Below are 25635 nucleotides of genomic sequence, written 5' to 3' on the forward strand. Positions count from 1 at the left end.
CGGACAGGATAAAAGAGCAGTATGTGGCAGACAGCATGGGTACCAGGGCAGCGTGAGCATCAGCTGGAGCAGTTAAAGAGTGCTCCGCAGCACTGGGATGTGATCGTTGCCGGTGGCGGCATCACGGGTGCGGGAATAGCCCGCGAAGCGGCGCGCCGTGGTCTGAAAGTACTGCTGCTTGAACGTCAGGATTTTGCCTGGGGTACGTCCAGCCGGTCATCCAAAATGGTGCATGGCGGTCTGCGCTATATCGCCGCCGGTGATGTGAAAACCACCATGCATTCGGTGCAGGAACGCGAGCGTCTAATGACGGAAGCACCGGGACTGGTCGATCAGATGGGCTACCTTATGGCGCATTATAAGGGCGGTTTTCCCGGACCTTTTGTATTTAATACGCTGCTGCGCATCTATGATTTTTTTGCTGGCAAACGCTACCGTCATTATTTCAAACGCGACGACTTCGAATACCTGAGTCCACTGCTGAATGAGCACGAATTAATTGGCGGTACTCAGTTTGCGGATGCGGTCACCGATGATGCCCGTCTGGTGGTCCGCGTGTTGCGCGAAGCGCAGAAAGACGGTGCTGTGGTGCTTAACTACGTTGGCGTTAAACAACTGCTGAAAGACGGTGAGCAGGTTGTGGGTGCCCGTGTGGAAGATGTGCTCACAGGCGAAGCTTATGACGTTAAGGCCGATGTCGTGATTAATGCCACCGGTGCCTGGGCGGATGAATTGCGTGGCCAGATGACTGACGAGAAAAAAATCCGTCCGGCGCGTGGCAGTCATATTGTTGTACCGGCCTGGCGTTTGCCGGTTGCGCAGTCATTTACGGCGATGCACCCGGATGATAAACGCCCGATTTTTATTTTCCCGTGGGAAGGCCGTACCGTGATTGGTACCACTGATCTGGACAATAACGGCATCGATAACAGCGAAGCCAGTATGACCCGGGCTGAGTTGGATTATTTATTAAAAGTCGCCCGTCATCAGTTTCCGAAAGCCGATCTTGCCGAAAAAGATATTATTTCCAGCTGGGCCGGCGTGCGCCCACTGGTGTCTTCCGGTGCTTTAAATCCATCGAAAGAAAAGCGTGATCACAGCGTCTGGGATGATAAAGGTCTGGTCAGTGTCAGTGGTGGTAAATTAACCACTTTCCGTCTGATTGCTCTGGATGCACTCGAAGCGGCACGTAAATACATTAAGCGTTTTCCCTCCGGTGAATTCGGTGCTCAGATTTTTACGCCGGCAGTTTCTGAGCATAAAAAATATCAGGCTCTGCCAGGATATCTGCAGAAACGTCTGAGTGGCCATTTTGGTATGGATCTGGATGCGCTGTTAAATCTGGCCAAAGAAGGTGAACTGGATGTGATTCCCGGCAGCCGTACTCTTTGGGCTGAGCTGCGCTGGTCGGCGGCGAACGAGTCGGTTAAACATCTGGATGATTTACTGCTGCGCCGTACCCGTCTCGGTTTGCTGCTGGAGCAGGGAGGACTTGGATTTACCGATAAAATCCGTGCGGTGTGTGCCGAAGAGCTGGGTTGGGATAATGCTCACTTTCAGGAAGAGCTTGAGCGTTATAAAGCAATCTGGAATAAGCATTACAGCGTTCCTAAATAATATAAGCGCCATAACCGACTGCCTTTGCGGGCAGGCTGTTATGGCGTTTTATCACAACGATAAAAAGAATCAGGCAGCTCAGCAGTATGGCAAATGCGGAATATTTACTGGCAATTGATAATGGCACCCAAAGTGTACGCGTGCTGGTATTTGATCAGCAGGGTAATGAGGTTGCCAAAAGCAAAGTTACCATTGAACCGTACTTTTCCCGTCATCCGGGCTGGGCTGAACAGGATGCTGGTTACTATTGGGAAAACCTTCAGGAAGCCTTCCGGCGCTTATGGGCGCAGGGTAAGGTAACTCCGGATCAGATTCGCGGCGTGTCACTGACAACGCAGCGCTACACCATGATCAATCTTGATGAGAATTACCAGCCTTTACGTCCGGCCATTGTCTGGATGGACCAGCGCCAGGCTGCGGTAGAAACACCGGTTGGTGGTATCTGGGGTGTGCTGATTAAAACTCTCGGTCTGAGTCATTTAATCCGTGAGATGCGTGCAAAAGCACGGGATAACTGGATTGCCCAGCACGAACCGGATGTTTGGGCAAAAACCCGTTATTACGTGAATTTATCCGCCTGGCTGACGTATTGCCTGAGTGGTGAATTAAAAGATTCGACCGGTTCCATCGTTGGTTATCTACCCTACGACTATAAGCGGCAGCAATGGGCAAAGCCTTCCGACCTGAAATGGAAACTGCTGTCTGCTACCCGCGGGATGATGCCGGATCTGGTGTCTCCGGGGGAGCAATTGGGACAGGTTTCTGCGGCCGCAGCGGCGCTGACCGGGTTGCCGGCCGGGTTGCCGATGATTGCGGCAGCCTCGGATAAAGCCTGTGAAGTAATGGGTGCTGGTGGGCTTGATGCGCATATCGGTTGTCTGAGTTATGGCACGACCGCCACCATTAATACGACAACGGCAAAGTACATCGAAACCATTCCGTTTATTCCGCCTTATACCGCTGCCGTTCCGGGTCATTACAATACCGAAATGATGATTTACCGCGGTTTCTGGATGGTGAGCTGGTTCAAGGAAGAGCTGGCACATAACGAGCAGCGACTGGCGGCCGAACGTGGTGTAGAGCCTGAGCAGTTATTTGATGAGCTGGTTAATCAGGTACCTGCGGGTTCTATGGGGCTGATGATGCAGCCTTATTGGTCGCCGGGGGTGCGTCAGCCAGGGCCGGAAGGCAAGGGCGCCTTAATTGGCTTTGGCGATGTGCATAAGCGCGCCCATATTTACCGCGCCATTCTCGAAGGTCTGGCGTATGAATTGCGTCAGGGTAAAGAGCAGATTGAAAAACGCAGCCGGGTACCGATTACCCGTTTGCGGGTATCTGGGGGAGGCTCGCAGAGTGATGCGGCGATGCAGCTGACGGCGGATATTTTTGGTATGACTGCCGAGCGTCCGCATACCAGTGAAACCTCAGGGCTGGGCGCTGCCATTAACTGTGCCGTGGGCTTGGGGATCTATCCTGATTACCGTACGGCCATCATGAAAATGACCCGTGTCGGGCAGGTATTTGAGCCCGAATTCAAAACGGTAAGACTGTATGATCGTTTATACAAAGAGGTTTACCGTAAAATGTATAAACGTATGAAGCCTTTGTATCAGAGTATTCGTGAAATAACAGGCTATCCGCAGTAAGCAGTCAGACAGACTGCATGAGCGTATTCGCTGTTTGCAGGGCATTCAGATAATGCAACTCCGTTTGTGCAGGGCTGATCCCCAGTCCCTGCAACACGTTCCAGTCGATAGATTCCCAGCGCCCCTGTTCCATGCATATTGTCGTTGAAAGAATAAAACCATAATCGCCGGAGTGGTCTGTCAGGGCTGATGTCAGGTCTGCAGGCAGGCGGAGGCGCTGGCAGATTTCTGCCAGTGGCCGGTCAAGGAATGCATCCAGCAGGGAAAACAGACCCAGGGTAAACGCGGTTTCATCATCCAGATTGGGCCAGGCAAAGACCAGGGCTTTGCACAGCAGAGCCCTTACGACTGCCTGCTCCCGTAATACCGCAGGCTTTTCCTGCAGACGGCCAAGGGCAATCAGATTAGACCAGGCCCGCAGGCGATCGAGGCCAACGATGACAATAGCGCGGGAAATTGAAGTGATTTCACGGGCAAAACCAACGGCAGCGGAGTTAACCATCTGCAGCAGTTTATAACTGAGTTGCGGGTCGGTCTGAAGGATGGTGGAGACGTCTTCAATTTTGCTGTCAGGGTCGTTAAGGATCTGCAGAAGTTGCAATACGGCCATCTGACTGTCCGGCAGCCGTTTGCCATAGACATTATCGGGATGACTGAAAAAGTATCCCTGAAACAGGGTGCAGCCTGCATCCCGGCACAGCCGGTACTCTTCTCTGGTTTCTACTTTTTCAGCCAGCCATTGCAGGTTGTGGTGCTTATATTTGTCAATCAGCGCTGGCAGTTGCCTGATATCCGGCAGGCGGCGTATGTCAACTTTCACAATGTCAATCAACGGAAAAAGGGCTGCCTGGGCTTCGTCTCCCTGATAGTCGTCCAGTGCAATCCGGTAGCGCAGTTTTTTCAGCTTACGCAGGGCTGTCAGGTTCTCTTCGCTTGCCGGAATGTACTCCAGCAGCTCAGCCACAAGGCTGTTGGCCGGCATAATGGGAGGGTTATGCAGCCAGTGACTGGTGAAGTTGATAAACGCAGGCAGCCCGCCTGTGACCAGATCGATACCGATATCATTGAATGCACTGATCAGGACTTCACTGGTTGCCCGGTCACCATGCTCATTCTGCCAGGCCAGAGTGTCTTCCGGCAGAGGCCGGCACAGAAGCTCATAACCAACCACATTCAGGCTGGTGTCCAGAATCGGCTGTCGCGCCAGCAGTGGTGGGTCTGTTTTGTCCATATATTTTCCCTGATTCATCCCCTCCAGTGTAGACAGTATTTTCATGCGTTTTTGCGGCTCTTGGCTACACTTTGGTAAAGAACGGTTATTGGAGTGTTATATGAGCGGGGTTCTGAGCAGTGTTGATGCCCGTACCAAGTTGGTGGGCCAAAACCGCCTGGAGTTGTTGTTGTTTAATCTGGGTGGCAGCCAACAGTTTGCTATCAACGTGTTCAAGGTACAGGAAGTCATGCGGATGCCGCACCTGACCCGTATTCCTGACCGTCACCCGGTGGTGCGCGGCGTAACGCATTTGCGTGGTCAGACGGTACCTGTTGTCGATCTGCGTCATGCCATTCAGATGGGGCCGCTGAAGCTGAACGAAGAAGATGCCACCATTATTGTGACTGAGTACAACATGACGGTGCAGGCATTTCTGGTCGGAGGGGTTGACCGGATCGTCAATATGAACTGGAGCGAAATTTTGCCACCTCCGGGCGGAGCCGGGAGGCAGCATTATCTGACGGCCATTACCCGCATCGATGACCGTATTGTCGAAATTATCGATGTGGAAAAGGTTCTCGCCGAAATTGCACCTTACAACTCTGTGTTGTCGGCCGATGCTTACGATGATGAGCTGCTGGAAAAAGTGCGGGGCAAAGACATTCTGATCGTTGATGATTCACATGTGGCTATTCAGCAGATGCGTCAGGTTCTGGAACCTATGGGGCTGAACATTATTGAGGCGAATAATGGCCTTGAAGCTTATCAGTTATTGATGCACTGGAAAGAAGAAGGGCGGGACGTCAGTAATAATCTGGTGATGATTATTACTGACGCAGAAATGCCGGAAATGGACGGTTATATGCTGACCACCGAAATTCGCCGTGATACTGAATTGAAAGATACCTTTATTATTCTGCATACGTCGTTATCGGGGAATTTCAATAAGGCCATGGTTGAAAAAGTCGGGTGTAATGGTTTTCTGTCAAAATTTGCACCGGAAGCAATGGCAAAAGAGGTTCAGCGTCTGATGCGGGAAAAAATGAAAATGCCGCCCAGAGCTGATTGATATTTACTCTGCTAACAGGAAGCGCCTTACGGCGCTTTTTTATTTTTGGTTGTCTGTCTGACCGGTCTGTATGTTGTATTGAGTATGTTGTTTGTTGTCGGGCTATCTATTAGAGTGCCCTGAACAAGGAGGGCGTATGCCGCACATTTCCCGTTTATTTATTTACCCGATTAAATCCTGTGCACCGGTAGAGGTTGAACGGCTTGTATTTGATCGTCATGGCCCGGTTGGTGATCGCCGTTTTTTATTGGTGGATGAGCAGGGTGGTTTTATCACGCAGCGTCAGCAGCCGAAGATGGCCCGCATTCGTCCTGTGCTGGAAGAAACCGTATTGCGGGTGGATGTGGACGGCCAGGCGACATTACGGGTACCGCTGGCCGAGCAGGGTGCTTTGCGCAAAACAGTGACCGTCTGGAATGATTCTCTGTCGGCAGAGGATTGTGGTGATGATGCTGCGGCCTGGTTTTCTTCTGCTTTGGGTATCGACTGCCGTCTGGTTCGTTTGCCGGCTGACAGTCAGCGTCAGGTGGATCTGCGTTATGCTGAGCCCGGACAGTGGGTCAGCTTTGCGGATGGATTTCCTGTATTGGTTACCACGGAAAGCAGTCTCGGAGCACTGTCTGAGCGGGTCGGGCGTGACATTCAGATGGAGCGTTTCCGGCCAAATGTGGTGGTGAATGGCAGTGCTGTTTTTGCTGAGCGTCGCTGGCAGATGCTGAAACATAAAGACGGTCAGCTGGCTATTTGTAAGCCTTGTCAGCGCTGCGTTATACCAACCCGGAGTATGGATACTCTGGAGCGTGAAGCTGATGTGCTGGATGCATTAAAAGAGCTGTGTCGTATCGATGGGAAAATACTCTTTGGTCAGAATGCCCTGGTGTCTGACATTCATCAGCTTTGTGTCGGAGATGAGTTAACCGAGCACTTTGTTGAATAAGTGCCGGGTGTTACTGGATCTGTTACCGGATCAGAAAAATTCGATATCGTCGTTAGTGCCGAAAGTATCCTGAGCCTGTTTGTCAAAATGGTGACGATAGATTTCAAGTGCTTCGGCAACGGAATGGCCAGCCATGATGTGTTCAAACATAATGCGCTCGGCTTCCATCGTGTAATTGCTTTTTATGTGCTGCTGTAAGCTGTTCCAGGCACCGGCTTTATAGCGTTGTTCGGCATTGCCGATTAAATGTCCCATCCGTTCAAGACTGTCGCCTACATGCTCAAGACGTTGGGTCAGGCGGTCATAAAACTGGAAGGCAATGATGGCCTGCTGAATTTCCTGTTGCAGCTCACTGGCAATTTCACCGGTCTTTTGTGGCAGGTCATCTCTATGAGCAGCGGCCAGTTGTACCAGTTTCTGTGAGTTATCCGCCATGGCGGTAAAGCTGCTGGTCAGCTTATTGATAGACTGATTTCCCTCATGCAGTGAGGTGTCTATCTGAGCGATAGCAAGAGCCAGCATGGTCAGGGTTTCACCTACCTGGCTCCAGTCAACTTCATGGTCAGCGGTTTTTCCGTACCCGCCCAGAGTGTGGCGTTGTTGTTGGCTCATTCAGATTCTCATTGCAGCGACTGCTTCAAGCATAGATGAGAATCTGAAGGTTGCCTGCGGATCAGTTTTCGTCTTTATTCTGCAGTCGCAGCAGCAGGGCCGAGGTATCGAGCCTGCCGGCTCCCATTGACTGCAGTTCCCGGTAATAGTCATTTACCAGTCTGGTTACAGGAAGGTCGGTGTTGTTGCGCAGGGCTTCTTCGAGGCAGATATCCAGATCTTTACGCATCCAGTCGATGGCAAAGCCATGCTGGTACTCGCCTGCAATCATTGTTTGATGACGGTTGCTCATCTGCCAGCTGCCGGCAGCGCCCTGAGAAATCACACCCATTACTTTGTCACGATCTAAACCCGCTTTTTCGGCGAAATGCAGTCCTTCGGCAAGCGCTTGTATCAGTCCGGCAACGCAGATCTGATTGACCATTTTGGTTTTCTGGCCGCTGCCAATCTCTCCCATGCGCTCAATGGCACGGGTATATGGTGTGGTAATGGTCCGAATGTCGCTGAAATCACTGACCTCGCAGCCGACCATCAGACTCAGCTGACCATTGATGGCACCTTGCTGACCGCCGGATACCGGCGCATCGCAGAAGCGCAGTCCTGCGTTTTTGGTGGCTGATGCCATCTCTTCCGCCAGAAGGGCTGAGGTGGTGGTGTGATCAATGATTAATGTGCCGGGATTCATCGCCGCGATGGCGTTGTGCTGGCCGGTCAGAATGTCGCGTACATCATCATCGCGGCCGACGCAGAGAATGACGGCGTCGCAATGGCGGACGGCATTGCTGATGTTATCAAAGCCCTCGCCGTTGTATTTGCTCAGCCATTGCGCTGTGCGGGCAGAGGTGCGGTTGTACACCCTGACGGAGTGGCCATTGTTGGCAAGATGGCCAGCCATTGGATAACCCATGTTGCCAAGTCCGATAAATGCCAGTGTTGCCATTGAAGTCTCCTGTAACAGAAATAAAAAAGCCGCTCAGTGAGCGGCTTTTTATACAACTAACCGGTTAGCCCGGGTAGTCGCGTTTTGGGTGGCCAGTGTACAGCTGACGTGGACGACCAATGCGGTAATCGCTGCTGATCATCTCGTTCCAGTGTGCAATCCAGCCTGGGGTGCGGCCGGTGGCGAAGATTACGGTGAACATCTCGGTTGGGATGCCAATCGCTTTCAGGATGATACCAGAGTAGAAATCTACGTTCGGGTACAGGCCACGCTTCACGAAGTATTCGTCTTCGGTTGCGATTTTCTCCAGCTTCATGGCGATTTTCAGCAGAGGATCATCTTCCATACCCAGTTCAGCCAGAACTTCATCACAGGTCTGTTTCATAACCTTGGCGCGTGGATCGAAGTTCTTGTAAACGCGGTGACCGAAGCCCATCAGACGGAATGGATCTTCTTTATCTTTCGCTTTGGCGATGAACTTATCGATGTTGGACTCGTCACCGATTTCAGTCAGCATGTTCAGTACAGCTTCGTTGGCGCCACCGTGAGCAGGGCCCCACAGTGCCGCGATGCCGGATGCGATACAGGCGAATGGGTTGGCACCGGTAGAACCGGCCAGACGTACAGTAGAAGTCGAGGCATTCTGTTCATGGTCGGCGTGCAGCAGGAAGATGCGGTCCATAGCCTTGGCAAGAACAGGGCTGATTTTCTTCTCGTCACACGGAGTGTTGAACATCATGTGCAGGAAGTTTTCGGAGTAGCTCAGTTCATTACGTGGGTACATGAATGGCTGACCGATGGAATATTTGTAAACCATAGCTGCCAAAGTTGGCATTTTCGCAATCAGACGGTGCGCAGAAACTTCGCGGTGGTGCTGATCATGGATGTCCAGTGAGTCATGGTAGAAGGCTGACAGGGCGCCAACAACACCACACATTACCGCCATCGGGTGAGCGTCGCGGCGGAAACCATTAAAGAAGTGGCTCAGCTGCTCGTGCACCATGGTGTGGTTCTTAATGGTGTTAACGAAGGTTTCTTTTTCCTGCGCGTTTGGCAGTTCGCCGTGCAGCAACAGGTAGCAGGTTTCTAAATAATCAGATTTTTCCGCCAGTTGATCGATCGGGTAGCCACGGTGCAGCAGAACACCGGCAGCGCCGTCGATATAGGTAATTTTTGACTCAGTTGCGGCGGTCGACATGAAACCCGGATCGTAGGTAAACAGGCCTTTGCCAGAGAGGCTGCGAACGTCGACAACATCAGGTCCCATAGAGCCTTCGTAAACCGGAAGTTCCAGAGTTTCTTCTATGCCGTCAACTTTCAGTGTTGCTTTTTTGTCAGCCATGGATAGGCCTCCTGCTGTTCAAAATTTAGCCTTAAATATAAGGCGGACCTAAAAAGAAAGGGCACAACTATAGGTTCTGAACTCCGTTTGTCAATTACCCAGCGGTCGAGCAGCCATAAGCAGCCGCGTCTAGTATAGTCCTGCTGCGGTAATGTCACCTGATCTGCTGCATTTGTGTACTGCCTGTGCGATAGCGGCGCAGACTGTTTGTAAATCAACGGGTGGGTGACTATAATTTGTCGCGACCTGAAACTTGTGCAAATCTTGTACAAGGAATCAGGTATCTTCTTGAGCCTGCGCTTAACGCCCGCTTCGTGCGGAGTTGTTAAGCCCATATGAGAGTGTAAGAGCCGTGAATAGCAATAGACCTACAAATTTAGATCTGACTACTATTGAGCTCCCACTTCCCGGCAAAGCCTCCATCATTCATCGTATCTCCGGTTTTATTCTGTTCTTCGCTGTGGCTTTTATGCTGTGCGCGCTGGCGGCATCCCTGGAGTCAGCAGAAAGCTTTGCTGAACTGAAATCGGTGTTTGATAACGGTTTGGTTAAATTCATCACCTGGGGCATTTTGTCTGCATTGGGTTACCACTTGGTGGCGGGTGTTAAGCACCTGTTGATGGATATGGGAATTGGTGAAACCAAAGAAGGCGGTCGTACCGGTGCCATCATTACCTTGGTATGTGGCGTGATCGTAATCATTCTGGCGGGAGTTTGGGTATGGTAACAAGTGTCACCAATTTGGGCCGCAGTGGTCTGTACGACTGGGTTGTTCAGCGCGTTACCGCTGTTATCCTGGCGCTCTACACTCTGTTCCTGCTGGGCTTTGTGGTTGCCTCTCCGGATATGCAATACGGACAATGGCAGGGCCTGTTTGCCTGCATCTGGATGAAAGTATTCAGTCTGGCCGCCCTGATCTCAATCTGTGCACATGCCTGGGTAGGTATGTGGACCATTTCAACTGACTATCTCAAAGCCGCCGCAATCCGTTTTGCGTTCCAGCTGGTATGCGCAGGATTCCTGTTCGTTTACCTGGTTTGGGGTATCGACATTCTCTGGAGTGTGTAAGTCATGTCTAAAATCAGAACCATGTCCTTCGATGCTATCGTAATCGGTGGTGGTGGCGCGGGTATGCGTGCTGCGCTGCAGTTGACCGAAGCCGGCATCAAGACCGCATGTGTGACCAAGGTTTTCCCAACCCGTTCGCACACCGTTTCAGCGCAGGGTGGTATCACCTGTGCGATTGCGTCAGCGGATCCTAATGATGATTGGCGCTGGCACATGTATGACACCGTTAAAGGTTCAGACTATATCGGTGACCAGGATGCTATTGAATATATGTGTTCAGTAGGTCCGCAGGCTGTTTTCGAACTGGAGCATATGGGTCTGCCATTCTCCCGTACTGAAGAAGGCCGTATTTATCAGCGCCCGTTCGGTGGCCAGTCCAAAGGTCCGGATAATCCGACTCAGGCAGCCCGTACCTGTGCGGCGGCTGACCGTACTGGTCATGCTCTGTTGCATGCTCTGTATCAGGGTAACCTCAAGGGCGGTACTACCTTCCTTAATGAATGGTATGCCGTTGACCTGGTGAAAAATGCCAAAGGTCAGGTTGCTGGTGTTATCGCGATTGATATCGAAAGCGGTGAAACCCTGTACCTGAAAGCCAAGGCAACTGTTCTTGCTACCGGCGGTGCCGGTCGTATTTATCAGTCCACAACCAATGCTCTGATCAATACCGGTGACGGTGTTGGTATGGCAATCCGTGCCGGTGTGCCGATGCAGGATATGGAAATGTGGCAGTTCCACCCAACCGGTATTGCCGGCGCGGGCGTTCTGGTAACAGAAGGCTGTCGTGGTGAGGGTGGCTACCTGGTAAACAAAGACGGCGAGCGCTTCATGGAACGTTATGCCCCTAACGCCAAAGACCTTGCAGGTCGTGACGTTGTTGCCCGTTCTATGGTTCTGGAAATTCTGGAAGGCCGTGGTTGTGGTGAAGATGGTGATCACGTATTCCTGAAGCTGGATCATCTGGGTGAAGAAACCCTGAATGCCAAGCTGCCAGGTATTCTTGAACTGTCCCGTACCTTTGCACATGCTGACCCGGTAAAAGAGCCGATTCCGGTTGTTCCAACCTGTCACTATATGATGGGCGGTATTCCAACCAATATCGGTGGTCAGGCATTGACCCAGGACGAAAACGGCAACGATGTTGTTGTTGAAGGTCTGTATGCTGCCGGCGAAATCGCTTGTGTATCCGTGCATGGTGCCAACCGTCTGGGTGGTAACTCACTGCTTGACCTGGTGGTATTCGGTCGTGCTGTGGGTCTGCAGGTTGAGAAGAGCTTTAAGGATGGCTTTGAGGCAGTTGATGCTTCTGAAGAAGATATCGAACGTGCCATGGCCCGTCTGAATCGTCTGAATAACTCGACTACCGGTGAGTCTGTGGCTGCTGTTCGTGCAGATCTGCAGAAAACCATGCAGCTGTACTTCGGTGTATTCCGTGAAGGCCCAAGCATGGAAAAAGGTCTGGCGATGCTCGACGAAATTGGTGAGCGCGTTAAGAACACCATGCTCGAAGATAAGAGCGGTCCATTCAACACTGCCCGTATCGAAGCTCTGGAACTAGATAACCTGTTCGAGACCGCTTATGCCACAGCAGTTGCTGCAATTGAGCGTAAAGAGTCACGTGGTGCTCATGCCCGTAACGACTTTACTGAGCGTGACGATGAGAACTGGCTGTGCCACTCATTGTACTTCCCGCAAACCAAGACCATCGGCAAGCGTGCTGTGAACTTTGCTCCTAAAACTGTGGCAGCGTTCCCTCCGAAAGTCCGTACTTATTAATAGGGGAGTATTGAAATGTTAGTGAGTGTATATCGCTACAATCCGGAGAAAGATCAGGCTCCTTACATGCAGGATTACGAAATTAACGTACCTGGCAATAAGGACGTGATGATTCTGGATGTGCTGGCTCTGGTTAAAGAGCAGGACCCGACTCTGGCTTACCGCCGCTCATGCCGTGAAGGCGTGTGTGGTTCTGATGGTATGAACATCAACGGTAAAAACGGTCTGGCCTGTATCACACCGATTTCTGAAGCAACCAAAGGCAAAATGGATAAGCTGGTGCTGCGTCCTCTGCCAGGTATGCCTGTGATCCGTGACCTGGTCATCGACATGGCGCTGTTCTACAAGCAGTACGAAAAGATCAAGCCTTACCTGGTGAACAACACACCAGCTCCGGCTATCGAACGTCTGCAGAGCCCTGAAGAGCGTGAAAAACTGGATGGTCTGTACGAGTGTATTCTCTGTGCATGCTGTTCTACTTCCTGCCCGTCTTTCTGGTGGAATCCGGACAAATTCGTTGGTCCGGCAGGTCTGTTGCAGGCTTACCGCTTCCTGGCGGATAGTCGCGATACCATGACACAGGAACGATTGGCGGAATTGAGTGATCCATTCAGCGTATTCCGTTGCCGTGGCATCATGAATTGTGTCAATGTGTGCCCGAAAGGATTGAATCCAACGCGCGCCATTGGGCACATCCGTAATATGCTGTTATCCCAGCAATTATAGGAAAAGCACCACTGACGACCGGTGGTATTAGACGTAAGTGGGCTGGACACACAGCCCGCTTACGTTGACAATTTTTCAAAAATAGACCTCACAAAGTTCTATTTTTAACTAAGCTGAATTTTTAGTTGAGGGAGCGGGGAATCCCCGGTTCACCTCAGAGGCCTTGCGATCTATCCGGTCGGCCCTCTATCCTGCCTAGCGCTAGAGTCGGTGCGTACACTCTGTGGGTGATTTCCCTCGTTTATTCAAAAACAGGGTGGTCGTACATGCACGAGCAGACAATGGAGCAACTTTGGAGCACCTCTCAATTAGCGGGAGGTAATGTTGCTTATATGGAGGAGCTCTTCGAAACCTACCTCAGAGACCCCAATGAGGTTCCCGAAGAGTGGCGCAATTATTTTGATCAGTTACCACGCGTCGACGAAAACACTTCCGTAGATACTCCCCATAAGCCCATTCGGGAACAGTTTCTTCTTCTTTCCAAAAATCAGCGCCGTTCCCGTCCTGTATCCCAGGGAGCTGTCAGCTCTGATCATGAACGTAAGCAGGTTCAGGTATTGCAGTTAATCAATGCCTACCGCGGTCGTGGTCATCAGCATGCCAAGCTGGATCCGCTTGATCTGATGGAACGTCAGAAAGTCCCGGATCTTGATCTTGCATTTCATGGTTTATCCCGGGCCGATCTGGATACTGTTTTCCAGACCGGCTCTTTGTTTATTGGTCAGGATGAAGCCTCGCTGAACGATATTCTTGCGGCGCTGGATATGACCTATTGCGGTACCGTCGGTGCCGAATATATGCACATCGTAAACACCGCAGAACAGCGCTGGTTTCAGCAGCGACTGGAAAGTGTTCGCGCCCATCCTAAATTCGGCAGTGAAGTTAAACTCCATCTGCTCGAGCGTTTAACGGCTGCCGAAGGTCTGGAAAAATATCTGGGTTCCCGTTATCCGGGGGTTAAGCGTTTTGGTCTGGAAGGTGGTGAAAGTCTTATTCCGCTGATGGACGAACTGATCCAGCGCAGTGGTACCTACGGCGCCAAAGAAATTGTTATCGGTATGGCACACCGTGGCCGACTGAATACGCTGATTAATACCCTGGGTAAAAAGACGTCCGATCTGTTTGATGAATTCGACGGTAAAGTGCATTACGAATCCCACGGTGACGTGAAGTATCACCAGGGTTTCTCATCCAACGTAATGACATCTGGTGGTGAAGTTCACCTCGCGCTTGCTTTCAACCCATCTCACCTTGAGATTGTTTCTCCGGTGGTTGAAGGTTCGGTACGTGCCCGTCAGGATCGCCGCAACGACGAGACCGGTGAAAAAGTTGTCCCTGTGATTATGCACGGTGACTCAGCGTTCGCTGGTCAGGGTGTTGTAATGGAAACGTTCCAGATGTCACAGACCCGCGCTTACAAAACCGGCGGCACCATTCATATTGTGATTAACAACCAGGTTGGTTTCACCACGTCCAAGCGTGAAGACGTGCGCTCGACCGAATACTGCACCGATGTTGCCAAGATTGTTGAAGCGCCGATTCTGCATGTTAATGGTGATGATCCGGAAGCCGTATTGTTCGTTACTCAGCTGGCCGTTGATTACCGCAATGAATTCAAGAAAGACGTGGTGATCGACCTCGTGTGTTACCGCCGTCGTGGTCATAACGAAGCGGATGAGCCATCCGGCACTCAGCCTTTGATGTATGCAAAAATCAAAGCGCAGAAAACCACCCGTGAACTCTATTCCGATAAGCTGATTGCCGCAGGCGTTCTGACCGCAGAAAGCAGTAAAGAGCTGGAAGAAGACTACCGTAAGGCGCTGGATAACGGTCATCACGTTGCCAAGAGTCTGGTAAAAGAGCCGAATACCGAATTGTTCGTTGACTGGACTCCGTACCTCGGACATGAGTGGACCGCGCGTGCGGATACCCGCTTTGATCTGAAACAGCTGCAGGAACTGGCGAACAAACTGCTGGAAGTACCGGAAGGTTTCTCGGTGCAGCGTCAGGTCGGCAAAATTCTTGAAGACCGTGGTCGTATGGCTGCGGGCGCTATGCCAATTAATTGGGGCTTTGCGGAAACCATGGCTTATGCAACCTTGTTGCATGAAGGTCATCAGATCCGTATCACTGGTCAGGACGTAGGGCGCGGAACCTTCTCTCACCGTCATGCGGTTCTGCATAACCAGAAAGACGGCTCCAGCTACATTCCACTTAAGCATGTTAAAGAAGGGCAGCCAGCCTTTGATCTGTACGACTCTCTGTTGTCAGAAGAGGCGGTACTGGCGTTTGAATATGGCTACGCCACGACCACTCCGGGAGCACTGGTTATCTGGGAAGCCCAGTTCGGTGATTTCGCCAACGGTGCGCAGGTGGTATTCGATCAGTTTATTTCTTCCGGCGAACATAAGTGGGGTCGTCTGTGCGGTCTGACTATGCTGCTGCCGCATGGCTATGAAGGTCAGGGACCAGAGCACTCTTCAGCCCGTCTGGAGCGTTATCTGCAGCTCTGTGCTGAACACAACGTACAGATCTGTGTGCCGTCCACCCCGGCTCAGGTTTACCACATGTTGCGTCGTCAGGTGATTCGTCCGCTGCGTAAGCCGCTGGTGGTTATGTCACCGAAGAGTCTGCTGCGTCATAAACTGGCTATCAGTACTCTGGAAGAGCTGGCAGGCGGTCGCTTCTATACAGTGATTGATGAGGTTGATGAGCTGGAAGCAGCGGCAGTACGCCGGGTGCTTCTGTGTTCAGGTAAGGTTTATTACGACCTGCTGGAACGTCGCCGTGCGGAAGAAATCAAGGATGTTGCCATTGTTCGTATAGAACAGTTGTATCCGTTCCCGGCCAAACAGCTTGCCAAAGTGCTGTCTAAATACAGCAATGTTGAAGAAGTTGTCTGGACTCAGGAGGAGCCAATGAACATGGGCGCCTGGTACAGCAGTCAGCACCATATGCGCCGTGCGTTGTCGCAGCTGAATCCGGATCTGCATCTGCAGTATGCCGGCCGTGCCGCTTCCGCTTCTCCGGCTGCAGGCTATATGGCACTGCACCTTGAACAGCAAGAAAAATTAATTCGTGACGCTCTGGGACTCCAGGGCTAGGTAACCGCAGGAATATTAAGGAAAACATAATGAGCATTGAAATTAAGGCACCCACTTTTCCTGAGTCTGTCGCTGACGGCACGGTTGCTACCTGGCATAAAAAGCCTGGTGAACCTGTGCAGCGTGATGAGCTGTTGGTGGATATTGAAACCGATAAAGTCGTGCTGGAGGTTGTTGCTCCGGCAGATGGCACACTGAAAAATGTGCTCAAAGAAGAGGGTGATGTTGTACTGAGTGACGAAGTTCTTGCGGTCTTCGTTGCTGGTGAAGTTGCGGCTGCTCCTGCGGCAGAAGCTTCAGCACCTGCGGCAGCTGAGCCTGCTGCTGCCGGCGACGTAATTATGAGCCCTGCGGCCCGTAAAATTGCGGAAGAAAACGGCGTAGCTGCTTCGGCGATTGCTGCGACCGGTAAAGATGGTCGTGTGACCAAAGAAGATGTGGTTAACCATCTGAAATCTGCTCCGAAATCAGCACCAGCCGCGGCTCCGGCCAAAGCGGCTGCACCAGCGGCCAAAGCGCCGGTGATTCCGGAAGGCGACCGTATTGAGAAGCGCGTGCCTATGACCCGTCTGCGTGCCACTATTGCCCGCCGCCTGGTTGAAGCACAACAGAATGCTGCAATGCTGACGACCTATAACGAAGTCAACATGAAGCCGGTCATGGATCTGCGTGCCAAGTACAAAGATCAGTTTGAGAAAGTACACGGCGTTAAACTGGGCTTTATGTCGTTCTTTGTGAAGGCGGCAACAGAAGCACTGAAACGCTTCCCGGCAGTGAATGCCTCTATTGATGGCAATGACATGGTTTACCATGGCTATCAGGATATCGGTGTTGCGGTTTCTACCGAGCGTGGTCTGGTTGTACCTATTCTGCGTGATACCGATGGTATGGGTCTGGCTGAAATTGAAAGCACCATCGGCGATTACGCCGGCCGTGCCCGTGACGGCAAGCTGGGCATTGATGAAATGCAGGGTGGTACTTTCACTATTACCAATGGCGGTACTTTCGGTTCTCTGATGTCCACACCAATTCTGAATCCACCGCAAACGGCCATTATGGGCATGCACAAGATTCAGGAACGCCCGATGGCTGTGAACGGTCAGGTTGTGATTCTGCCAATGATGTACCTCGCACTGTCATACGATCATCGTATGATCGATGGTAAAGAGGCCGTGCAGTTCCTGGTGGCGATCAAAGATCTTCTGGAAGATCCTGCCCGTCTGCTGTTAGACATTTAATCGGATAGTTAAGGAAATAAAGATGAGTAAGAAGTTTGATGTCGTCGTTATCGGTGGTGGTCCTGCCGGTTATGTCGCAGCTATCCGTTGTGCACAACTGGGCCTGAACACTGCCTGTATCGATAAATGGCTGAGCAAAGATGGTAAGGCGGTGTTTGGCGGAACCTGCCTGAATGTGGGCTGTATTCCTTCCAAAGCCTTGCTGGATACTTCGCACAAGTACGAAGAAGCTAAAGAGAAACTGTCTCTGCATGGCATCAGTGTTGGCGAAGTCAATATCGATATCGCCGCGATGCTGAAGCGTAAAGATCAGATCGTTAAAAACCTGACAATGGGTGTTGCGACACTGTTCAAAGCCAACGGTGTAACGCCATTTGAAGGTACCGGTAAATTGCTGGCTGGTAAAAAGGTCGAATTTACCAGTCACGCCGGAACTGCTGAAATCCTCGAAGCTGAGCATGTGATCATTGCCACAGGTTCTGTGCCGGTGATTATTCCGCCAGCACCACTGACCGAAGGCGTTATTGTCGATTCCACCGGCGCGCTGGAATTCAGCGAAGTGCCAAAACGTCTGGGCGTTATTGGCGCAGGTGTCATTGGTCTGGAGCTGGGTAGTGTCTGGGGCCGTCTGGGTGCGGAAGTGGTTGTACTGGAAGCGCAGGACAAATTCCTGCATCTGGTTGACCAGACCGTTGCCAAAGAAGCGCAGAAACTGTTCACCAAGCAGGGTATGACCATCCGTCTGGGTGCCCGTGTAACCGGTACTGAGGTAAAAGGTAAGCAGGTAACTGTGACCTATCAGGATGCCGAAGGTGAGAAGAAAGAAGTCTTCGACAAACTGATCGTTGCGGTTGGCCGTCGTCCTTACACCGAAGGCCTGATGAGTGGCGACTGCGGTGTGAATATGGACGAGCGTGGTTTCATTCACGTCGACGAAACCTGCAGCACTGATGCTCCTGGCGTTTGGGCTGTTGGTGATGTGGTGCGTGGTCCTATGCTGGCACACAAAGCATCTGAGGAAGGTGTGATGGTTGCCGAGCGTATCGCCGGTCATAAAGCACAGCTGAATTACGATGTGATTCCTTCTGTCATTTACACCCACCCGGAAATTGCCTGGGTTGGTAAAACAGAAGAGCAGATTAAAGCAGATGGTGAACCATACAACGTTGGTATGTTCCCGTTTGCAGCTAATGGCCGTGCAATGGCCGCTGCTGATACCGATGGTTTTGTGAAAATCATCGCCCATGCAGAAACTGACCGTATTCTTGGTGCCAGTGTGATTGGCCCGAATGCCGGTGATCTGTGTCAGCAGATTGTTGTGGCAATGGAGTTTGGTTCAAGCGCTGAAGATGTGGGCATGATGGTGTTTGCACACCCAACCGTTTCTGAAGCGGTGCATGAAGCAGCTTTGGCCGTTAACAATAATGCGATTCACAAAGCGAATCGTAAGACCAAAGCGAAAAAGTAATACGTTGGCCCGGAGTTCCGGGCCTCGCTTTATGGCCGGGCGAGAGTGCTGAATAAGTACTGCCGACACGATTGGCTGCCCGGTTAACACAGGCTGTTGGGTAACCCCCGACTCAATAAGAGAAACAGGACGAAAGCGATGAACCTTCACGAATATCAGGGTAAACAGCTTTTTGCTCAGTATGGTCTGCCAGTATCGAACGGTGTGGCAGCCAAAACTGCAGAAGAAGCTGCAGCAGCGGCCGACACCATTGGCGGTGACCGCTGGGTTGTTAAAGCTCAGGTACATGCCGGTGGCCGTGGTAAGGCCGGTGGTGTGAAGCTGGTTTCTTCCAAAGAAGAAATCTCTGAGTTTGCCAACAAGTGGCTGGGTAAAAACCTGGTAACTTACCAGACTGATGAAAAGGGTCAGCCGGTCAGCCGTATTCTGGTTGAGAGCTGCACCGATATCGCTCAGGAACTGTATCTGGGTGCGGTCGTCGACCGTTCTTCACGCCGTGTGGTATTTATGGCCTCAACTGAGGGCGGTGTGGAAATTGAAAAAGTAGCGGAAGAAACTCCGGAAAAAATTCTGAAAGCCACGATTGATCCACTGGTAGGCGCGCAGCCATATCAGGGTCGTGAACTGGCATTCCAGCTGGGTCTGAAAGGTGATCAGGTGAAGCAGTTCACCAATATTTTCCTGGGCCTGGCCAAACTGTTTGTTGATAAAGATCTGGCGCTGCTGGAAATCAACCCGCTGGTTATCACCACCGAAGGCAATCTGCACTGCCTGGATGCCAAGATCAACATCGACAGCAACGCGGTTTACCGTCATAAAGATCTGCAGGAAATGCATGATCCTTCCCAGGAAGATGCACGTGAAGCTCACGCTGCTGAGTGGGAACTGAACTACGTAGCACTGGATGGCAACATCGGCTGCATGGTGAACGGTGCCGGTCTGGCGATGGGTACTATGGATATCGTGAAACTGCACGGTGGTCAGCCAGCTAACTTCCTCGACGTAGGTGGCGGTGCAACCAAAGAACGTGTGGTTGAAGCATTCAAAATTATTCTGTCTGACGAAAAAGTAAAAGCCGTATTCATCAATATTTTTGGTGGTATCGTGCGTTGTGACATGATTGCTGAAGGCGTGATCGGCGCTGTAAAAGAAGTCGGTGTTAAGGTTCCTGTGGTTGTTCGCCTGCAAGGTAACAACGCTGAAGTGGGCGCCAAGGTTCTGACTGAAAGCGGCCTGAACATTATCGCGGATACCGACCTGACTGGCGCAGCCCAGAAAGTGGTCGCAGCTGCAGCTGGCAATTAAGGGGTAATCATGAGCATTTTAATCAATAAAGACACCAAAGTGATCTGCCAGGGCTTTACCGGTGCTCAGGGTACTTTCCACTCTGAACAGGCGATTGCATACGGCACCAAAATGGTTGGTGGTGTAACTCCGGGTAAAGGTGGTACTGAACACCTGGGTCTGCCGGTATTCAATACCGTTAAAGACGCGGTTGCTGCAACCGGTGCTGAAGCTTCTGTTATTTACGTACCAGCTCCTTTCTGTAAAGACTCTATCCTTGAAGCCGCTAATGCCGGCATCAAGCTGATCGTTTGTATTACTGAAGGTATTCCTACACTGGATATGCTGGATGCGAAAGTTAAGTGTGACGAGCTGGGCGTTCGCCTGATCGGACCTAACTGTCCGGGTGTTATCACTCCGGGAGAATGTAAGATCGGTATTATGCCGGGTCACATTCACCTGCCAGGTAAAGTCGGTATTGTTTCCCGTTCCGGTACTCTGACCTATGAGGCGGTTAAGCAGACCACTGATTACGGCTTTGGCCAGTCTACCTGTGTTGGTATTGGTGGCGACCCGATTCCGGGCTCCAACTTTATCGACATCCTGAAAATGTTCCAGGAAGATCCGTCAACTGAAGCCATCGTCATGATCGGTGAAATCGGCGGTACTGCAGAAGAGGAAGCAGCGGCTTTCATTAAAGCTAATGTGACCAAGCCTGTTGTTTCTTACATCGCTGGTGTTACTGCACCTCCGGGTAAGCGTATGGGTCATGCCGGCGCGATCATCTCCGGTGGTAAAGGTACTGCGGCCGATAAATTTGCGGCACTGCAGGACGCTGGTGTTGCTACCTGCCAGAGTCTGGCCGATATCGGTAAGACGCTGAAAGAAGTAACCGGCTGGTAAGTGTTACCGCTATAAAAAAGAACCCGCTGCGGCGGGTTTTTTTGTGCCTGACTACCAGTGCGCATGAAGGTTCGGGCCGGCGCCGGCTAGACCTTGGTGTTATGACCCTTGGTCGAATAGTCGCGGTAACCACACATCCCCTAAGGTGTATTCATTCACACAGGAGGAATTTTTTATGGGTTACCAACAGGAATATCAGGCTTCGATCGAACAGCCTGAAGCCTTCTGGCAAAAACAGTCACAACGGATTCAATGGTTTAAAGAACCCAAGGCCATTCTCAGCAAAGATGAACATGGTATTGATCGCTGGTTTGCTGACGGACAGCTCAATACCGCTTATCTGGCGCTGGATTATCACGTTCTGCAGGGACGTGGAGACCAGCTTGCTCTTATCTATGATTCCCCGGTGACCGGAAATAAACGTACCTATACCTACAGCCAGCTGACCGAAGCCGTCGCGCGCTGTGCCGGTATGCTGGTCAGTCAGGGCGTTGGTAAAGGCGATTGCGTGATCGTGTATATGCCGATGATTCCGGAGGCTGCGATCGCCATGCTGGCCTGTGCCCGCATTGGTGCTGTGCATTCGGTGGTGTTTGGTGGCTTTGCTCCGAATGAGCTGGCGGTGCGTATTGATGATGCCGTACCTAAGGTCATTATGTCAGCGTCCTGTGGTATCGAAGTTGACCGTATTATTGAATACAAACCGATTCTGGATGCTGCCATTGATATGGCGGCGCATAAGCCTGAGCGCTGTGTCATTTTTCAGCGTGAACAACAGCGCTGTGAGCTGACTGCAGGGCGTGATATTGACTGGCAACAGGCCGTGGCTGCCGCTCAGCCTGCTGATTGTATGCCAGTGTCGGCGCTTGATCCTCTGTACATTCTTTATACCTCCGGTACCACCGGAAAGCCTAAGGGGGTTGTGCGCGACAATGGCGGTCATGCGGTGGCTATGAGCTACAGCATGAGTGTTGTTTACGATATGCATCCGGGGGATGTGTTCTGGGCCGCTTCCGATGTCGGCTGGGTGGTTGGCCATTCTTATATTGTTTATGCGCCGTTAATTGCAGGCTGCACCACGGTCTTTTATGAAGGCAAGCCGGTACGTACACCGGATGCCGGTGCTTTCTGGCGGGTCTGTGCCGAGTACGGTGTCAAAGGATTGTTTGCTGCACCGACAGCGTTCCGCGCGATCCGCAAAGAAGATCCGCAATGCCTGCAGGCGGAAAAATACGACCTCAGTAAGCTTACAACCATTTTTATGGCCGGTGAGCGTTTAGATCCTCCGACTTATGAGTGGGTGGATCAGCATATTAAACGTCCGATTGTGGATCACTGGTGGCAGACCGAAACCGGCTGGGCGATTGCCGGCAATCATATGGGGCTTGAGCCAGCCAAAGTGAAGGCGGGTTCTGTTACACGCCCGTCACCCGGATTTAATGTGCAGATTTTAGATCCGAAGGGGCGTCCGGTTGCTGCCAATGAGCAGGGCAGTATTGCGATCAAATTGCCATTGCCGCCCGGATGCCTGCCGACTATCTGGGGCAATCACGAGCGTTTTGTCGCCGGTTATCTGGGTACTTACAAAGGGTATTACATTACCGGTGATGGCGGTTATCTGGATGATGATAACTATCTGTTTGTGCTTGGGCGTACTGACGACATCATCAATGTTGCCGGTCATCGTCTGTCGACCGGTGAGATGGAAGAAGTGGTTGCCGGGCATGCGGCGGTTGCTGAATGTGCGGTCATCGGCCGTCACAGTGATCTTAAAGGTGAAGAGCCTCTGGGGCTGGTGCTGCTGAAAGACGGTGTTGATATTGATGAAGAAACGCTGAAGCTTGAGCTGGTGCAGCGCGTCCGTGACCGGATTGGTGCGGTGGCCAGTTTCCGTGATGCGGTTGTGGTGCAGCGTTTGCCTAAAACCCGTTCCGGCAAAATTTTGCGTAAAGTACTGCGCAATATCGCTAATAACGAGGAATACCAGACACCGTCAACCATCGATGATCCGGCCTGTCTGGGAGAGATTGAGCAGATTCTTCTGAAAAAAGGACTGCGGCCGGAGAACTAATGTCAGGTCGCTCAGTCATAGAATGAGCAGGCGAAAGCCAGTTTGCTCTCTCTGATTATTATGGTGTTTACCGGGCCGATTCCAGCCCGGTTTTTTTTGCCCGCTGTTTGTGCCCGTTTCCTTCGTTCTGTCCTTGTGCCGTTATTACGTGCGGCTTCCTCTCGGCGATATCCGTTCCTGGTTTTTATCTGCCGGCTACAGAGGAATCTATAACTGTTGCCAATTGTTACCATTTGCATGTGTCGAGTTGTAACTTCACCTGCTAACCTTTGTGGTTATCTGGGAATCGTCTGTTTAATAAATCATTGTTCTTGAGGGGTGGGGTTAGCTTTTGCTGAATATCTTAAATTTCCGCGCCTCTGGCTGGGTTTTACCCCTGGCAATTTTTGTTCTGACGTTGTTGTTGCTGACTTTTGCCGTGCAGAGCTGGTTTGTCAGCCGCAGTGTGTTTGACAACGAAATTGCGCACATTAATCGTGTTGCTCTGCAGAATGCACGCTCCGTTATGATCGCCCGACGTGAATCCTTTAATCTTCTGGGGCAGGAGTTGCTGGCTCTGAATGCGCTGCAGCAACCTGATGCCGGGCGCGATACGCTGGAAAAAGTCGCTTTTTTTATGCCTGGTGTCGTCAGTCTTGGTTTGGCCCGCAGTGATGGTCAAATGGTTCTGTACACAACGCCGCGCGAATCTCACGCCAATCCTGTAACTCTGCCCAATCTGCAACAGCAGTCTTCCCGTTTATTCCGTAAAGCGCTGGATTCCGAAGATGTTGTTACCGGCCCGCCAGTCTGGCAAAACAGCAGTCGCGAATGGATGTTGCCGCTGTTTTATGCTGTTCGCGACAGTTATCACGGCGAGGTTTTAGCCGTACTGACAGGGCTTGTTCGCCTGCAAGACCGGTTGGCTCGTTGGGATGGAGTCGATCTGGGAACGGATACATCGGTTGTTATCGTCAGTTCTGATGGTGTGCCGCGTTATGCGGTGCCGGTCTTTAATGCTTATGACAGTCATGCCGGGCGTGCATTCATGCAGGAGCTTATGCAACAGATCACAGACTCGAAGTCTGATGAAGGCTGGCTGGTTCATGACTGGAAGCAGGATCGCAGTCGTCTGACCTATCGTGTCCATTATTCCCGTATCGGGGATGACCTTTTTAATCTTGTGGTGCGGCCGCAGTCTTCGCTCTGGCAAGCCTGGCGTGACCGTATTGAGCCTGCGCTGCTCGCTTTTCTTGCTTTGCTGTTAGGCAGTATTGGCGTGCACCGCATTGTGCTTCGTCAGCAGCAACTTTATCAGCATAATCTTCTGTTTCAGGCTCATCATGATCCGTTGACCGGGTTATTGAACCGTGCGCGTCTGCTTTATCTGATGAAAGAAAGCATGCTCGACGATCCGGAAGTCGCGTTTTCTCTGTTAATTATCGATCTCGATTATTTTAATCGCATTAATGATCAGCATGGTCATGCCATCGGCGATGCATTGTTAAAACTGGTTCCTCAGCGTTTGCAGAGTATTTTGTCTCCGGGAGACTGGTTGGCACGGCAGGGGGGCGATGAATTTTTGGTTGTATTCCGTAATGAACTGAGCTTCCGTGGCCGGGATGTTCTGACGCAGGCGATCAAGGCCGCGCTGGAAGAGGAATTCGAAATTCATAACCGGGTTATTTCGGTTTCTGCCAGTATCGGCGTGGCCAATTTCCCCCGGGATGCTATCGATCCTAATGATCTGCTGGGTAAAGCCAATGCCGCTTTATATCAGGCGAAAGGTGATGGGCGTAACTGTATTGTTCATTATTCTGACGATATTGCTGCGTTAAGCCGGCGCAGCAAAGAACTGGAACGTCAGCTGGATGGTTGCTGGCAGCGCAACGAAATGCAGGTGCACTACCAGCCTCAGGTTGATTGTCGTACCGGGGCATTAATCGGTGCTGAGGCTCTGGTACGCTGGAAGAATAAATCTCTGGGCAATGTCAGTCCGGCTGAATTTATCCCTGTCGCGGAAGCTATCGGGGCGGTACGCCAGATAGATCGCTTTGTAATGGCAGAAGCCTGTGCGTTTATTCATCAGATTTCCCAGCAGTTTTCCCGGCCATTGCGCATATCCATTAATTTATCTCCGGAGCACCTGCTTGATCCTGCGATGATTACTGAGGTGACTGAATTAATCCGGCGCTATGATCTGGCGCCACAGCAATTAGTGCTGGAAATAACCGAAACCGCCGTCCTTAATGATTTTGAGCGGGCAGCTCAGCAGGTTTCACAGTTGCGTGCGCTGGGTGTCGGTGTGTCGGTTGATGATTTCGGTACCGGTTATTCGTCGCTGTCCTATATCCATAAATTACCGGTCACGGAAATTAAAATAGACCGCTCTTTTGTCGATCAGATTGCCACCGATCTGCATGACCGTGCGCTGACCAGTGCGGTTATCGCAATGGGGAAACGATTACATCTGGAGGTCGTTGCGGAAGGGGTGGAGACGGCCAGTCAGTGGCAGATTCTGCTGGAACAGCATTGCGATACCTTGCAGGGTTTTTATATTTCCAAGCCGATGGCTGCCAGTGACTTTATTGCTTTTATGGATAACTACAGCGAAGAACCTCAGGCTTTTGCTTTGCGCTAAT

General features: G+C 51.5%; 19 protein-coding genes. 15 read left to right on the forward strand and 4 right to left on the reverse strand.

Features of this window, described 5'->3' with window-relative positions; translation table 11 throughout:
- Positions 1–21 precede the first annotated feature (21 nt).
- Positions 22–1617 (forward strand): glycerol-3-phosphate dehydrogenase/oxidase, encoded by a 1596-nt coding sequence (locus MT343_RS08625; RefSeq protein WP_145468908.1) that lies wholly within the window; start codon positions 22–24, stop codon positions 1615–1617.
- 86 nt (positions 1618–1703) lie between these two features.
- On the forward strand, positions 1704–3263 hold the full coding sequence (locus MT343_RS08630) for an FGGY-family carbohydrate kinase (RefSeq protein WP_145468907.1): 1560 nt from the start codon (positions 1704–1706) through the stop codon (positions 3261–3263).
- 4 nt (positions 3264–3267) lie between these two features.
- Here the strand turns inward: MT343_RS08630 and MT343_RS08635 are convergent, their stop codons facing one another.
- Entirely contained in the window at positions 3268–4539 is a 1272-nt protein-coding gene (locus tag MT343_RS08635) for an EAL and HDOD domain-containing protein (protein WP_230332010.1), read from the reverse strand.
- A 55-nt stretch (positions 4540–4594) separates the two neighbouring features.
- On the opposite strand from MT343_RS08635, the gene MT343_RS08640 reads away from it, so the two are divergent.
- Together MT343_RS08640 and MT343_RS08645 are read left to right on the forward strand one after the other, a co-directional pair.
- Complete coding sequence (locus tag MT343_RS08640; protein ID WP_145468906.1) at positions 4595–5545, forward strand: chemotaxis protein CheV; 951 nt, start codon at positions 4595–4597, stop codon at positions 5543–5545.
- A gap of 136 nt (positions 5546–5681) precedes the next feature.
- Positions 5682–6482 (forward strand): MOSC domain-containing protein, encoded by an 801-nt coding sequence (locus tag MT343_RS08645; protein ID WP_145468905.1) that lies wholly within the window; start codon positions 5682–5684, stop codon positions 6480–6482.
- Between the two features lie 30 nt (positions 6483–6512).
- Here the strand turns inward: MT343_RS08645 and MT343_RS08650 are convergent, their stop codons facing one another.
- From MT343_RS08650 to gltA, 3 genes are all read right to left on the reverse strand, one after another.
- A complete protein-coding gene (locus tag MT343_RS08650) occupies positions 6513–7094 on the reverse strand; it encodes a hypothetical protein (RefSeq protein WP_145468904.1) in 582 nt (193 codons plus the stop codon).
- A 61-nt stretch (positions 7095–7155) separates the two neighbouring features.
- A complete protein-coding gene (locus MT343_RS08655; RefSeq protein ID WP_255449031.1) occupies positions 7156–8052 on the reverse strand; it encodes an NAD(P)-dependent oxidoreductase in 897 nt (298 codons plus the stop codon).
- A gap of 46 nt (positions 8053–8098) precedes the next feature.
- Positions 8099–9376, reverse strand: a complete 1278-nt coding sequence (gene gltA / locus MT343_RS08660) for a citrate synthase (RefSeq protein WP_145468902.1) — start codon at positions 9374–9376, stop codon at positions 8099–8101.
- 352 nt (positions 9377–9728) lie between these two features.
- Here gltA and sdhC point away from each other — a divergent pair, with 352 nt between their 5' ends.
- The 11 genes from sdhC to MT343_RS08715 all read left to right on the forward strand — a co-directional run bounded on the left by sdhC (position 9729) and on the right by MT343_RS08715 (position 25634).
- Complete coding sequence (sdhC, locus tag MT343_RS08665) at positions 9729–10103, forward strand: succinate dehydrogenase, cytochrome b556 subunit (RefSeq protein ID WP_145468901.1); 375 nt, start codon at positions 9729–9731, stop codon at positions 10101–10103.
- Complete coding sequence (sdhD, locus tag MT343_RS08670) at positions 10097–10444, forward strand: succinate dehydrogenase, hydrophobic membrane anchor protein (protein WP_145468900.1); 348 nt, start codon at positions 10097–10099, stop codon at positions 10442–10444. The genes sdhC and sdhD overlap by 7 nt, the downstream gene beginning before the upstream one ends.
- 3 nt (positions 10445–10447) lie before the next feature.
- Entirely contained in the window at positions 10448–12220 is a 1773-nt protein-coding gene (gene sdhA / locus MT343_RS08675) for a succinate dehydrogenase flavoprotein subunit (protein WP_145468899.1), read from the forward strand.
- A gap of 15 nt (positions 12221–12235) precedes the next feature.
- On the forward strand, positions 12236–12946 hold the full coding sequence (locus tag MT343_RS08680) for a succinate dehydrogenase iron-sulfur subunit (protein WP_145468898.1): 711 nt from the start codon (positions 12236–12238) through the stop codon (positions 12944–12946).
- Positions 12947–13212: 266 nt separating this feature from the next.
- Complete coding sequence (locus tag MT343_RS08685) at positions 13213–16050, forward strand: 2-oxoglutarate dehydrogenase E1 component (protein ID WP_145468897.1); 2838 nt, start codon at positions 13213–13215, stop codon at positions 16048–16050.
- A 29-nt stretch (positions 16051–16079) separates the two neighbouring features.
- Positions 16080–17288: a 2-oxoglutarate dehydrogenase complex dihydrolipoyllysine-residue succinyltransferase gene (odhB, locus tag MT343_RS08690; protein WP_145468896.1), complete on the forward strand. Its 1209-nt coding sequence runs from the start codon at positions 16080–16082 to the stop codon at positions 17286–17288.
- 22 nt (positions 17289–17310) lie between these two features.
- Positions 17311–18756, forward strand: coding sequence for a dihydrolipoyl dehydrogenase (lpdA, locus tag MT343_RS08695; protein ID WP_145468895.1), 1446 nt, complete (start codon positions 17311–17313; stop codon positions 18754–18756).
- Between the two features lie 138 nt (positions 18757–18894).
- On the forward strand, positions 18895–20061 hold the full coding sequence (sucC, locus tag MT343_RS08700; protein WP_145468894.1) for an ADP-forming succinate--CoA ligase subunit beta: 1167 nt from the start codon (positions 18895–18897) through the stop codon (positions 20059–20061).
- A 9-nt stretch (positions 20062–20070) separates the two neighbouring features.
- Entirely contained in the window at positions 20071–20943 is an 873-nt protein-coding gene (gene sucD / locus MT343_RS08705; RefSeq protein WP_145468893.1) for a succinate--CoA ligase subunit alpha, read from the forward strand.
- Between the two features lie 175 nt (positions 20944–21118).
- Entirely contained in the window at positions 21119–23014 is a 1896-nt protein-coding gene (locus MT343_RS08710) for a propionyl-CoA synthetase (RefSeq protein ID WP_145468892.1), read from the forward strand.
- Between the two features lie 331 nt (positions 23015–23345).
- Positions 23346–25634 (forward strand): bifunctional diguanylate cyclase/phosphodiesterase, encoded by a 2289-nt coding sequence (locus MT343_RS08715; protein ID WP_145468891.1) that lies wholly within the window; start codon positions 23346–23348, stop codon positions 25632–25634.
- Position 25635: the final 1 nt, after the last annotated feature.

The organism is Venatorbacter sp. C2-1 (assembly GCF_022832715.1).
GTDB classification, from domain to species: Bacteria; Pseudomonadota; Gammaproteobacteria; order Pseudomonadales; family Oceanobacteraceae; genus Venatoribacter; species Venatoribacter alkanivorans.

Coding starts and splice junctions, on each gene's coding strand:
- MT343_RS08625 (WP_145468908.1), top strand. CDS start 22: ATGTGGCAGACAGCATGGGTACCAGGGCAGCGTGAGCATCAGCTGGAG.
- MT343_RS08630 (WP_145468907.1), top strand. CDS start 1,704: ATGGCAAATGCGGAATATTTACTGGCAATTGATAATGGCACCCAAAGT.
- MT343_RS08635 (WP_230332010.1), bottom strand. CDS start 4,539: ATGAAAATACTGTCTACACTGGAGGGGATGAATCAGGGAAAATATATG.
- MT343_RS08640 (WP_145468906.1), top strand. CDS start 4,595: ATGAGCGGGGTTCTGAGCAGTGTTGATGCCCGTACCAAGTTGGTGGGC.
- MT343_RS08645 (WP_145468905.1), top strand. CDS start 5,682: ATGCCGCACATTTCCCGTTTATTTATTTACCCGATTAAATCCTGTGCA.
- MT343_RS08650 (WP_145468904.1), bottom strand. CDS start 7,094: ATGAGCCAACAACAACGCCACACTCTGGGCGGGTACGGAAAAACCGCT.
- gltA (WP_145468902.1), bottom strand. CDS start 9,376: ATGGCTGACAAAAAAGCAACACTGAAAGTTGACGGCATAGAAGAAACT.
- sdhD (WP_145468900.1), top strand. CDS start 10,097: ATGGTAACAAGTGTCACCAATTTGGGCCGCAGTGGTCTGTACGACTGG.
- sdhA (WP_145468899.1), top strand. CDS start 10,448: ATGTCTAAAATCAGAACCATGTCCTTCGATGCTATCGTAATCGGTGGT.
- MT343_RS08680 (WP_145468898.1), top strand. CDS start 12,236: ATGTTAGTGAGTGTATATCGCTACAATCCGGAGAAAGATCAGGCTCCT.
- MT343_RS08685 (WP_145468897.1), top strand. CDS start 13,213: ATGCACGAGCAGACAATGGAGCAACTTTGGAGCACCTCTCAATTAGCG.
- odhB (WP_145468896.1), top strand. CDS start 16,080: ATGAGCATTGAAATTAAGGCACCCACTTTTCCTGAGTCTGTCGCTGAC.
- lpdA (WP_145468895.1), top strand. CDS start 17,311: ATGAGTAAGAAGTTTGATGTCGTCGTTATCGGTGGTGGTCCTGCCGGT.
- sucC (WP_145468894.1), top strand. CDS start 18,895: ATGAACCTTCACGAATATCAGGGTAAACAGCTTTTTGCTCAGTATGGT.
- sucD (WP_145468893.1), top strand. CDS start 20,071: ATGAGCATTTTAATCAATAAAGACACCAAAGTGATCTGCCAGGGCTTT.
- MT343_RS08710 (WP_145468892.1), top strand. CDS start 21,119: ATGGGTTACCAACAGGAATATCAGGCTTCGATCGAACAGCCTGAAGCC.